The organism is Pseudomonas sp. AP42, assembly GCF_001728935.1.
Classification (GTDB): domain Bacteria; phylum Pseudomonadota; class Gammaproteobacteria; order Pseudomonadales; family Pseudomonadaceae; genus Aquipseudomonas; species Aquipseudomonas lactis.
The window spans coordinates 37,506-49,102 of sequence record NZ_LYSO01000040.1; the positions used below are offsets into that span (position 1 = coordinate 37,506).

Annotated in this window: 10 protein-coding genes; all 10 read left to right on the forward strand. The window is 60.1% G+C overall.

Annotation, left to right across the window (positions count from 1 at the left end; genetic code table 11):
* Positions 1–53: 53 nt before the first annotated feature.
* Positions 54–2,681, forward strand: a complete 2,628-nt coding sequence (rnr, locus tag A7K61_RS16280) for a ribonuclease R (RefSeq protein WP_069557936.1) — start codon at positions 54–56, stop codon at positions 2,679–2,681.
* Positions 2,678–3,439 carry a 23S rRNA (guanosine(2251)-2'-O)-methyltransferase RlmB gene (gene rlmB / locus A7K61_RS16285; RefSeq protein ID WP_003188074.1) on the forward strand — a complete coding sequence of 254 codons (762 nt, stop codon included), beginning with the start codon at positions 2,678–2,680 and terminating at the stop codon, positions 3,437–3,439. The genes rnr and rlmB overlap by 4 nt, the downstream gene beginning before the upstream one ends.
* A 325-nt stretch (positions 3,440–3,764) precedes the next feature.
* Positions 3,765–4,181 carry a 30S ribosomal protein S6 gene (rpsF, locus tag A7K61_RS16290; protein ID WP_034134759.1) on the forward strand — a complete coding sequence of 139 codons (417 nt, stop codon included), beginning with the start codon at positions 3,765–3,767 and terminating at the stop codon, positions 4,179–4,181.
* Positions 4,182–4,210: 29 nt separating this feature from the next.
* Positions 4,211–4,441: a 30S ribosomal protein S18 gene (gene rpsR, locus A7K61_RS16295; RefSeq protein WP_002551829.1), complete on the forward strand. Its 231-nt coding sequence runs from the start codon at positions 4,211–4,213 to the stop codon at positions 4,439–4,441.
* Positions 4,442–4,477: 36 nt separating this feature from the next.
* A complete protein-coding gene (locus A7K61_RS16300) occupies positions 4,478–5,371 on the forward strand; it encodes a hypothetical protein (RefSeq protein ID WP_032893827.1) in 894 nt (297 codons plus the stop codon).
* An 18-nt stretch (positions 5,372–5,389) separates the two neighbouring features.
* Positions 5,390–5,836: a 50S ribosomal protein L9 gene (rplI, locus tag A7K61_RS16305; RefSeq protein ID WP_003171376.1), complete on the forward strand. Its 447-nt coding sequence runs from the start codon at positions 5,390–5,392 to the stop codon at positions 5,834–5,836.
* Between the two features lie 110 nt (positions 5,837–5,946).
* Entirely contained in the window at positions 5,947–7,344 is a 1,398-nt protein-coding gene (dnaB, locus tag A7K61_RS16310) for a replicative DNA helicase (RefSeq protein WP_003188079.1), read from the forward strand.
* A 184-nt stretch (positions 7,345–7,528) separates the two neighbouring features.
* Complete coding sequence (locus A7K61_RS16315) at positions 7,529–9,832, forward strand: YgiQ family radical SAM protein (protein WP_003188080.1); 2,304 nt, start codon at positions 7,529–7,531, stop codon at positions 9,830–9,832.
* A gap of 202 nt (positions 9,833–10,034) precedes the next feature.
* The gene (locus A7K61_RS16320; protein WP_069557937.1) at positions 10,035–10,967 is read left to right on the forward strand and encodes an NAD synthetase; all 933 of its coding nucleotides are present in this window, start codon (positions 10,035–10,037) and stop codon (positions 10,965–10,967) included.
* On the forward strand, positions 10,964–11,413 hold the full coding sequence (locus tag A7K61_RS16325; RefSeq protein WP_069557938.1) for a hypothetical protein: 450 nt from the start codon (positions 10,964–10,966) through the stop codon (positions 11,411–11,413). The genes A7K61_RS16320 and A7K61_RS16325 overlap by 4 nt, the downstream gene beginning before the upstream one ends.
* Positions 11,414–11,597 lie beyond the last annotated feature (184 nt).

Here is an 11,597-nt window from a genome sequence, read left to right on the forward strand (position 1 = left end):
TCAATACGCGTATGCCAAACTAACCCGCATATAGACAAGGTGAAAACTCTCTAATGGCCGATTGGCAGTCCCTCGATCCCGAGGCCGCTCGTGAAGCGGAAAAATATGAAAACCCTATTCCTAGCCGCGAACTGATCCTGGCGCACCTCGCCGATCGTGGTTCGCCTGCTAGCCGCGAGCAGCTGGTTGAAGAATTCGGTCTGACCACCGAAGACCAGCTCGAAGCCCTGCGCCGCCGTTTGCGTGCGATGGAGCGCGATGCTCAGTTGATCTACACCCGTCGTGGCACTTATGCGCCGGTCGACAAGCTGGACCTGATCCTGGGTCGCATTGCCGGCCACCGTGATGGCTTCGGCTTCCTGATCCCGGACGACGGCAGCGACGACCTGTTCATGAGCCCGGCGCAAATGCGCCTGGTGTTCGATGGCGACCGTGCCCTGGCGCGGGTTTCTGGCCTGGACCGCCGTGGCCGCCGCGAAGGCGTGATCGTCGAAGTGGTGTCCCGTGCCCACGAGTCCATCGTCGGCCGTTACTTCGAAGAAGGCGGCATCGGCTTCGTTGTGCCGGATAACCCGAAGGTCCAGCAGGAAGTGCTGATCACCCCGGGCCGCAATGGCGCAGCCAAGGTCGGCCAGTTCGTCGAGGTGAAAATCACCCACTGGCCTACTGCGCGCTTCCAGCCCCAGGGCGATATCGTTGAAGTGGTCGGCAACTACATGGCGCCGGGCATGGAAATCGACGTTGCCTTGCGCACCTACGATATTCCTCACGTCTGGCCTGAGGCTGTGCTCAAAGAAGCCGCCAAGCTCAAGCCGGAAGTCGAAGAGAAAGACAAAGAAAAACGCATCGACCTGCGCCATCTGCCGTTCGTCACCATTGACGGCGAAGATGCCCGCGACTTCGACGATGCGGTCTACTGCGAAGCCAAGCCAGGCAAGCTGCGCCTGTTCTCTGGCGGTTGGAAGTTGTACGTGGCGATTGCCGACGTCTCCAGCTACGTGAAGATCGGTTCGGCCCTGGATAACGAAGCCCAGGTGCGCGGCAACTCCGTGTACTTCCCTGAGCGCGTGATCCCGATGCTGCCTGAGCAGTTGTCCAACGGCCTGTGCTCCCTGAACCCGAAAGTCGACCGTTTGGCCATGGTGTGCGAGATGACCATCTCCAAAACCGGCGAAATGACCGACTACCAGTTCTTTGAGGCGGTGATCCACTCCCAGGCGCGCCTGACCTACAACAAGGTCAGCACCATCCTGGAAACACCGAAGACCAGCGAAGCCAAGGCCCTGCGTACCGAATACGCTGGCGTGGTACCGCACCTCAAGCAGCTTTACTCGCTGTACAAGGTGTTGCTGGGCGCTCGCCATACCCGTGGCGCGATCGATTTTGAAACCCAGGAAACCCGGATTGTCTTCGGCTCCGAGCGCAAGATTGCGGCGATCACCCCGACCACCCGTAACGACGCGCACAAGCTGATCGAGGAATGCATGCTGGCGGCCAACGTGGCCACTGCCGAGTTCCTCAAGAAGCACGAGATTCCTGCGTTGTACCGTGTGCACGACGGCCCGCCGCCGGAGCGCCTGGAAAAACTGCGTGCCTTCCTCGGCGAACTCGGCCTGTCCCTGCACAAAGGCAAGGACGGCCCGACGCCGAAGGATTACCAGGCCCTGCTGGCCAGCATCAAAGACCGTCCGGATTACCACGTGATCCAGACCGTGATGCTGCGCTCGCTGAGCCAGGCGGTGTACAGCGCCGATAACCAGGGCCACTTCGGCCTGAATTACGAGGCGTACACCCACTTCACATCGCCGATTCGCCGTTACCCGGACTTGCTCACGCACCGGGCGATCCGCAGCGTGATCCATTCCAAGCAGAACACCCCGCACGTCAAGCGCGCCGGTGCCATGACCATTCCGAAGGCACGGATCTACCCGTACGACGAAGCGGCCCTGGAACAACTGGGCGAGCAGTGCTCCATGAGCGAGCGCCGCGCCGACGAAGCCACCCGCGACGTGGTGAACTGGCTTAAGTGCGAGTTCATGAAGGATCGTGTGGGCGAGTCGTTCCCGGGTGTGATCACCGCCGTGACTGGTTTTGGCCTGTTCGTCGAGCTGACCGACATCTATGTCGAGGGCTTGGTGCATGTCACCGCCTTGCCGGGTGACTATTACCACTTCGATCCTGTGCACCACCGCCTGGCGGGCGAGCGCACCGGTCGCAGCTTCCGCCTGGGCGATACCGTTGAAGTGCAGGTCATGCGCGTTGATCTGGACGAGCGCAAGATCGACTTCGGCATGCCTGATAAACCGGCTGAGCCAGCAGGTCGTAAAAAGCGTGGTGAAACCACAGCGCCTGCGTCCAAAGGCAAAACGGCCGCGACGAAAACCACGGCTGAGCCTGCACCTGCCAAGGCCGGTCGTCGTTCTTCCGCCAAGGACAAGGCCCCTGAAGCCTACCGCCCAAGCGACGCCGCGGCGAAAAACGCCGAGCTGCGCAAGAGCCGCGAGTTGAAGCAGCAGTTGCTCAACGAAGCCAAAAGCGGTGGTAAAGCGGCGTCTGGGGGAAAGTCCCAAGGGGCGGAAAAACCGTCGAGCAAGCCAAGTAAACACCGTAAAGGCCCGCCAAAAGCGGGTTCGGCTCCCACAAAAAGCGGCGGGTCGCGCAAACCTAAGGCCAAGTCATGAGTCTGGAAAAAATCTACGGCGTACACGCCGTAGAAGCATTGCTGCGTCACCATCCCAAGCGCGTCAAGCAGGTGTGGTTGGCCGAAGGTCGCAGCGAGCCGCGCGTACAGGCGCTGGTCGAGTTGGCTACGCAAAACAAGGTTGCCATCGGCCAGGCCGAACGTCGTGAAATGGACGTGTGGGTCGAAGGCGTTCACCAGGGCGTGGTGGCCGACGTCAGCCCGAGCCAGGTGTGGGGCGAGGCGATGCTCGACGAGCTGCTCGACCGTACCGAAGGCGCACCGTTGCTCTTGGTGCTGGACGGCGTAACCGACCCGCACAACCTCGGCGCTTGCCTGCGTTCGGCGGATGCTGCCGGTGCGCTGGCGGTGATCGTGCCCAAGGACAAGTCCGCGACCCTGACGCCGGTGGTGCGTAAGGTCGCCTGCGGCGCGGCGGAAGTGATTCCGCTGGTGGCCGTGACCAACCTGGCGCGTACCTTGGAGAAGCTCCAGCAACGCGGCCTGTGGGTCGTGGGCACGGCGGGGGAGGCCGAGGTCAGTATCTATGACCAGGACCTCACCGGCCCTACCATCCTGATCATGGGTGCCGAAGGCAAAGGCATGCGTCGCCTGACCCGTGAACATTGCGATTACCTGGTGCACCTACCGATGGCCGGTAGCGTCAGTAGCCTGAACGTGTCGGTGGCGACGGGTGTTTGCCTGTTCGAGGCCCAGCGTCAGCGTGGTGCCAAGGCTAAGGCCAAGCCCAAGAAGTAATTGCAATGTGGGGCTTGTCCCAATCCTGATGTAGGAGCGAGCTTGCTCGCGAAAAACGTCAACGATAACGCGCGCTTCCTGAATGAACGCGGTGTCTGTGAGTTTTTCGCGAGCAAGCTCGCTCCTACATTTTTTGTTTGTGGTGCTTGGGGTTGCTCAAATAATCACCAATTGCCTTGCGCCGCTTCTCCCCCTTCTCTACAATTGCGCCCCTTGCCTTCCTGGCAGGCACCGATGTGCCTCCCCTACGGCAAGATCCATAAGTGTCATTCACTCCTTGTCTGACCGTTTTTGAGCGGCAGGCTACAACCCGTAAGGAGCATTCATGCGTCATTACGAAATCATCTTTTTGGTCCACCCGGATCAAAGCGAGCAAGTCGGCGGCATGGTTGAGCGTTACACCAAGCTGATCGAAGAAGACGGCGGCAAAATCCACCGTCTGGAAGATTGGGGCCGTCGTCAACTGGCCTACGCAATCAACAATGTTCACAAGGCTCACTACGTGATGCTGAACGTTGAGTGCACTGGCAAGGCCCTGGCCGAGCTGGAAGACAACTTCCGTTACAACGATGCAGTGATCCGTAACCTGGTCATCCGTCGCGAAGAAGCCGTTACCGGCCAATCCGAGATGCTCAAGGCTGAAGAAAACCGCAGTGAGCGCCGTGAGCGTCGCGACCGTCCTGAAGAAGGCGCTGATGATAGCGTTGAAGACAGCGACAACAGCGATAACGCTGACGAGTAATCCACGGACCTTATTAAGGAGCCTATCAAATGGCACGTTTCTTCCGTCGTCGTAAATTCTGCCGTTTCACCGCTGAAGACGTGAAAGAGATCGATTACAAAGATCTCAACACTCTGAAAGCCTACGTATCCGAGACCGGCAAAATCGTTCCAAGCCGTATCACCGGTACCAAAGCACGTTATCAGCGTCAGCTGGCCACCGCTATCAAGCGCGCCCGCTTCCTGGCCCTGCTGGCCTACACCGACAGCCACGGCCGCTGAGACCGGGCAGTCGACAAGTAGTAAGGGATTGAATGCATGCGCGCCTTAGCTGAGTTCATCATGCGCGGTCGCGTGCAGGCCACTCTGGTAGTGGCTGGATGTGCGGCATTGCCGTTGCTTTATTGGTTGGGTGCTGCCGCAGGTTGCCTTGTGCTGCTGCGGCGCGGTTTGAAGGACGCCCTTGGCGTTCTTGCCCTGGGTTTGTTGCCGGCCTTGATCTGGTGGCTGCAAATGGGTGATCCACGGGTACTTCTGGTACTGCTGGGGTCATCGAGCCTTGCGTTGGTTTTGCGCGCAAGTGAGTCCTGGGTCCGTACGCTGCTGGTCAGCGTGGCATTGGGGTTGGTGTACTCAGTGATGCTTGGCGCGGCTTTCCGCCCGCAAATCGAGGCGCTGGCGCAGGAGATCGTCAAGATCCTGCCGTTGGCCCTCGGGGATCTCTACCAGCAGTTGTCGGTAGATGAGCGAGCGCGGTTTGCGTCACTGATTGCTCCGGTTCTGACCGGCCTGATTGCGGCTTTGTTGCAGGTCGTCAGCGTGCTGAGCCTGATTCTTGGGCGTTATTGGCAGGCGTTGTTGTACAACCCGGGTGGTTTTGGTCGCGAGTTTCGCAGTATCAGAATCCCAGCGGGGCCGGCGATGTTGCTGCTGGCGTGCATGGTTGTCGGGCCGAACTTCGGCCCACAGATGGCCTTGCTGGCGCCGATTTGCAGCGTACCGCTGGTGTTTGCCGGGCTGGCCCTGATTCATGGGCTTGCTGCGCAAAAGCGACTGGCCAAGTTTTGGCTGGTGGGGTTGTACGTCACGCTGGTGCTGTTCATGCAGCTGATCTATCCGTTACTCGTGGTCTTGGCCATTGTTGACAGCCTGATTGATTTTCGCGGTCGTCTGGCGTCGAAAGACGCCGATAACGCGAACGGTGAAGGTTAAAAGTTAGAGGATTTTCACATGCAACTGATCCTTCTGGAAAAAGTCGCCAACCTGGGCAACCTGGGCGACAAAGTGAACGTTAAGGCCGGCTACGGTCGTAACTACCTGCTGCCATACGGCAAAGCCACCGCTGCAACCGCTGCCAACCTGGCTGCGTTTGAAGAGCGTCGTGCTGAGCTGGAAAAAGCCGCAGCAGACAAAAAAGCGTCGGCCGAAACTCGCGCTGCCCAACTGGCTGAGCTGGAAGTGACTATCACTGCCACCGCTGGTGACGAAGGCAAGCTGTTCGGTTCGATCGGCACCCACGACATCGCTGATGCACTGACCGCCTCCGGCGTTGAAGTGCAGAAGAGCGAAGTTCGTCTGCCGAACGGCACCATCCGCAACGTAGGCGAATTCGACGTAGCCGTGCACCTGCACGCTGAAGTTGAAGCCACCGTACGCGTTGTCGTGGTAGCAGCTTAAGTCGCACCTAACTGACTGGCACCTCGCGTGTCAGCCGGTTAACATCGGGCACGATCCTGTTTACAGGTCGTGCCTTTTGTTTTTCTACACACCCCAAATTCCAAGTGGCCATGAACGAAATCTCCGCTCCTGAGCAATACGATCTGCAAACCGCTGCCCTGAAGGTGCCGCCGCATTCCATCGAGGCCGAACAGGCCGTGCTCGGTGGTTTGATGCTGGACAACAACGCCTGGGAACGCGTGCTGGATCAAGTCTCGGACGGTGATTTCTATCGCCATGACCACCGCTTGATCTTCCGCGCCATTGCCAAGCTGGCCGACCAGAACTCGCCGATCGACGTGGTCACCCTGGCCGAGCAGTTGGACAAGGAAGGCCAGACCTCCCAAGTCGGCGGCCTGGGCTACCTCGGTGAGCTGGCAAAAAATACGCCGTCCGTCGCCAACATCAAGGCCTACGCCCAGATCGTCCGCGAGCGCGCCACGTTGCGCCAGTTGATCGGCATCAGCACCGAAATCGCCGACAGCGCCTTCAACCCCGAAGGCCGCACTGCCGCCGAGATCCTTGACGAAGCCGAGCGCCAGATCTTCCAGATCGCCGAGGCCCGCCCGAAAACCGGCGGGCCGGTCAGCGTCAACGACCTGCTGACCAAGGCCATCGACCGCATCGACACCTTGTTCAACACCGATGCCGCGATTACCGGGATTTCCACCGGTTACACCGACCTCGACGAAAAGACCAGCGGCCTGCAGCCGTCCGACTTGATCATCGTCGCCGGCCGTCCGTCCATGGGTAAGACCACCTTCGCGATGAACCTGGTGGAAAACGCCGTGTTGCGCAGCGACAAGGCGGTGCTGGTGTACTCCCTCGAGATGCCAGGCGAATCGCTGATCATGCGTATGCTTTCGTCCCTGGGCCGTATCGACCAGACCAAGGTGCGTTCCGGTCAGTTGGAAGACGACGACTGGCCGCGCCTGACCTCGGCGGTCAACCTGCTCAACGACCGCAAGCTGTTCATCGATGACACCGCCGGTATCAGCCCTTCCGAAATGCGCGCACGCACCCGGCGCCTGGTGCGTGAGCATGGCGACATCGCCCTGATCATGATCGACTACCTGCAGTTGATGCAGATTCCCGGTTCCAGCGGCGACAACCGTACCAACGAGATTTCTGAAATCTCCCGCTCCTTGAAAGCCCTGGCCAAGGAATTCAACTGCCCGGTGGTGGCGCTGTCCCAGCTCAACCGTTCCCTGGAACAACGTCCCAACAAGCGCCCGGTGAACTCCGACTTGCGGGAATCCGGAGCGATCGAGCAGGACGCCGACGTGATCATGTTCGTGTACCGCGACGAGGTGTACCACCCCGAGACGGAGCACAAAGGCATTGCCGAAATCATCATCGGCAAGCAGCGGAACGGCCCGATCGGGTTTATCCGGTTGGCGTTCATCGGCAAGTACACGCGTTTCGAGAACCTGGCGCCGGGCAGCTACAACTTCGACGACGACGAGTAGTTTCAAGCACCTGTAAGGGCCTCATCGCAGGCAAGCCAGCTCCCACCTTTGGAATGCATTCCCCTGTGGGAGCTGGCTTGCCTGCGATGGGGTCACCACAATTCCGACTACTGCCGTCGGAATTGGTCAAATTTTGTGCTATATTCCGCGCCCGCGATTTTTCATCTTCACACCGGTCACCGTCATGCAAACAGCCAAGCCGTTATTTGACTATCCCAAGTACTGGGCCGAATGTTTCGGTCCTGCGCCATTCCTGCCGATGAGCAGGGAGGAGATGGATCAGCTTGGCTGGGATTCGTGCGACATCATCATCGTCACCGGTGATGCCTATGTTGACCACCCCTCGTTCGGCATGGCGATCATCGGCCGGCTGCTGGAGTCCCAGGGCTTTCGCGTCGGGATCATCGCGCAACCGAACTGGCAGTCCAAAGACGACTTCATGAAGCTCGGCGAGCCGAACCTGTTCTTCGGCGTCGCGGCCGGCAACATGGACTCGATGATCAACCGCTACACCGCCGACAAGAAAATCCGCTCCGACGACGCCTACACCCCTGGCGGCATGGCCGGCAAACGCCCGGACCGTGCGAGCCTGGTGTACAGCCAGCGTTGCAAGGAAGCCTATAAGAACGTGCCGATCGTACTCGGCGGTATCGAAGCTTCCCTGCGTCGGATTGCTCACTACGACTACTGGCAAGACCGCGTGCGCAACTCGATCCTGATCGACGCCACCGCCGATATCCTGCTGTACGGCAACGCCGAGCGGGCCATCGTCGAGGTTGCCCAGCGCCTGTCGTGGGGCCACAAGATCGAAGACATCACCGATGTGCGCGGTACCGCGTTCATCCGCCGTGATACGCCAGCCGGCTGGTACGAAGTGGACTCCACGCGTATCGACCGTCCGGGCAAGATCGACAAGATCATCAACCCGTACGTGAATACCCAGGACACCCAGGCCTGCGCCATCGAGCAAGAGAAAGGCCCGGTGGATGACCCGGAAGAAGCCAAGGTTGTGCAGATCCTGGCCAGCCCGCGCATGACCCGTGACAAAACCGTGATCCGCCTGCCCTCGGTGGAAAAAGTCCGCGGCGACGCGGTGCTCTATGCCCACGCCAACCGCGTGTTGCACCTGGAAACCAACCCAGGCAACGCCCGCGCCCTGGTGCAGAAGCACGGTGAAGTGGACGTGTGGTTCAACCCGCCGCCCATTCCCATGACCACCGAAGAAATGGACTACGTGTTCGGCATGCCCTACGCCCGCGTACCGCACCCGGCGTATGGCAAGGAGAAGATCCCGGCCTACGACATGATCCGTTTCTCGGTGAACATCATGCGTGGCTGCTTCGGCGGCTGCACCTTCTGCTCGATTACCGAGCACGAAGGCCGCATCATCCAGAACCGGTCCGAAGAGTCGATCATTCGCGAAATCGAAGAGATCCGCGACAAAGTGCCGGGCTTCACCGGCGTGATCTCCGACCTCGGCGGCCCGACCGCCAACATGTACCGCATTGCCTGCAAGAGCCCGGAGATCGAATCCGCTTGCCGTAAGCCATCATGCGTGTTCCCTGGCATCTGCCCGAATCTGAACACCGACCACTCGTCGTTGATCCAGCTGTACCGCAGTGCTCGTGCGTTGCCGGGTGTGAAGAAGATCCTGATCGCTTCTGGCTTGCGCTACGACCTGGCCGTCGAGTCGCCGGAATACGTCAAAGAGCTGGTCACCCACCACGTCGGTGGCTACCTCAAGATCGCCCCGGAACATACCGAGGAAGGTCCGCTCAACCAGATGATGAAGCCGGGCATTGGCAGCTATGACAAGTTCAAGCGCATGTTCGAGAAGTACACCAAGGAAGCGGGCAAGGAGCAGTACCTGATCCCGTACTTCATCGCTGCCCACCCCGGGACCACCGATGAAGACATGATGAACCTGGCCCTGTGGCTCAAGGGCAATGGCTTTCGCGCCGACCAGGTGCAGGCGTTCTACCCGTCGCCGATGGCCACCGCCACCGCGATGTACCACTCGGGCAAGAACCCGCTGCGCAAGGTCACCTACAAGAGCGACGCGGTGACCATCGTCAAGAGCGAGGAGCAGCGCCGCCTGCACAAGGCGTTCCTGCGTTACCACGACCCGAAGGGCTGGCCGATGCTGCGTGAAGCATTGACCCGCATGGGCCGTGCCGACCTGATCGGGTCGGGCAAGGACCAGTTGATCCCGCTGCACCAGCCGTCCACTGACAGCTACCAGAGTGCCCGGCGCAAGAACTCGACGCCGGCCGGCAGCCATAAGGTCGCCAAGGAAACCACCACCAAGATCCTCACCCAGCACACCGGCCTGCCACCCCGTGGCAGCGACGGCAGCAACCCGTGGGACAAGCGCGAACAAGCCAAGGCTGCGGCCCAGGCGCGCAACAAGCAGGCGGCCAAAGAGCGCAGTGATGCGGCCAAGGGCAAGGGCGGCAAGCCTACGCGCAAGCCGGTAGTGCCGCGTTGATCGACGCCTGAAATGCAAAACGCCAGCCTCGTGCTGGCGTTTTGCTTTCTGGTCGGTGCTGAGTCTGTTTGGTAAGGTGGCGCCCATTAGATTGCTATCGCAGGCAAGCCAGCTCCCACAGGGGAATGCATTTCAAGTGTGGGAGCTGGCTTGCCTGCGATGAGGCTGGTCTGGGCACTCTCAATTTCAAGGAAGAACACTTATGGGCAACCCCTTGCTCAACATCGGCATGGACTCCAACCGCTCACAATTCATGGCGCGCCAGCGCATTGAAAGCCAGATCAACCTGCCACGGCTGTTCGCCGTCATCGACGCCGACCCCAGCATCGTCGGTGCTGGCGTGGTGTACATCGACGCCGACTTCAACGTAATCACCCTGCGCGAATTCAAGCCCATCTGCAGCATCAAGCCCAAGCGCATCATTTTGCGCGAGGCGCAGAAGTACATCTCGCCGGCGCAGTTTGTCGAGCAGGTGAAGACCGACCCCCGTGAAGGGCGCCTCCAGAAGGAGGCTTTTGACATGGGCCTTTCCTGCAGCGCGGCAGTCATCGGCTGGATCGTAGTATTCAGTGGCAGCGTCGCCGTCCCCTTCACCGCCGGCGCCAGTGCTTTTGTGGTGGGTATTGGCGTCACGGCCGCGCTGGCCAGCAGTGCTCAGTGCGGATTTGGCGTGGCCCGTACCTATAACGAGATCCTTGACCCGGAGGCCAACGACCGCATGGACGACGCCCAGTGGTACGGCGCGGTGTCACCGATTCTCGATGCTGCATCGTTGGTCGGTATCGGAACGGGAGCCTTCACCACATTAAGGCTGCTCAAGGCTAAAAAGGCCGCCGCCTTGGGCAAGAGCTGGTATGAGCTGCTCAAGGGCTTGAATCGCCAGGAGCGCAAGAAGTTGACCCAGGAATTGCTCAGCCTCAAAGACCCGAGCCTGACCCCCAAGTTGCTCAAATTGCAGCAGCGCGCCGGCACGTTGCCCAAGCGCTACAGCTCCACGGAAATCCGCCATGCCACGCTCACCCAACTCAAGGACGCCTTGGGCGGCATGTTGGGTATTTGGGGCAGCTATCGAACCGGTCACGTCGGCTCGGCGTCGACGCTTGCCATTGGCCTGTATGAGGAATTGACGGAATGAAGGGGTTTCCCGATAGGCGCAGTTTCCTTGCGCGTTATTTTCCGGTGTTCATGGGCACCATCTTCATGGCGATTTTTTCCGGCTCAGTGGCGGTCTCCACGGCGGGCGTGACCTATTTGCGCGGGGTTGAACCGGCGCTCAAGGCCAACTATTCCGGGGCTGCAATCCTGGTGCTGGTGGCGGTGCTGGTGTTTGGCAATGTGATGATTGCACGCGGGTACCCCTGGGCGACCCGGCTGGTGGCGGGCTACCTGGCGTGTTGCCTGCTGTTCGTGTTGCCGATGATTCAATATGGCCTCAATACCCTGGTGTACGGCTCGGCGGTGTTGTTTCCGCTGCTGGGTTTGTTGCTGCTCAACAGCAAGCGCCATCGTGAAATGCGCCAGCGATTACTCGAAATACGTCACCTGCGTCGGGCGGCGATTGCGCAACGCAAGGCCCGTTGATTAGGTAGGTTTATTGGCGGTAGGTGGCCTGTTTGTTAGGGTGGCGCCCATCAGATTGCTATCGCAGGCAAGCCAGCTCCCACAGGGGAATGCATTTCAAGTGTGGGAGCTGGCTTGCCTGCGAAGACGGCCTGACAGTCGACACAGTCATACCGAGTACATATCCATTCCTGCGGTAACGGCC

Excerpts from the sequence above, each read along its gene's own strand:
- rpsR (WP_002551829.1), top strand. The coding sequence starts at position 4,211 with ATGGCACGTTTCTTCCGTCGTCGTAAATTCTGCCGTTTCACCGCTGAA.
- A7K61_RS16320 (WP_069557937.1), top strand. The coding sequence starts at position 10,035 with ATGGGCAACCCCTTGCTCAACATCGGCATGGACTCCAACCGCTCACAA.
- rpsF (WP_034134759.1), top strand. The coding sequence starts at position 3,765 with ATGCGTCATTACGAAATCATCTTTTTGGTCCACCCGGATCAAAGCGAG.
- A7K61_RS16300 (WP_032893827.1), top strand. The coding sequence starts at position 4,478 with ATGCGCGCCTTAGCTGAGTTCATCATGCGCGGTCGCGTGCAGGCCACT.
- rlmB (WP_003188074.1), top strand. The coding sequence starts at position 2,678 with ATGAGTCTGGAAAAAATCTACGGCGTACACGCCGTAGAAGCATTGCTG.
- A7K61_RS16325 (WP_069557938.1), top strand. The coding sequence starts at position 10,964 with ATGAAGGGGTTTCCCGATAGGCGCAGTTTCCTTGCGCGTTATTTTCCG.
- dnaB (WP_003188079.1), top strand. The coding sequence starts at position 5,947 with ATGAACGAAATCTCCGCTCCTGAGCAATACGATCTGCAAACCGCTGCC.
- rplI (WP_003171376.1), top strand. The coding sequence starts at position 5,390 with ATGCAACTGATCCTTCTGGAAAAAGTCGCCAACCTGGGCAACCTGGGC.
- A7K61_RS16315 (WP_003188080.1), top strand. The coding sequence starts at position 7,529 with ATGCAAACAGCCAAGCCGTTATTTGACTATCCCAAGTACTGGGCCGAA.
- rnr (WP_069557936.1), top strand. The coding sequence starts at position 54 with ATGGCCGATTGGCAGTCCCTCGATCCCGAGGCCGCTCGTGAAGCGGAA.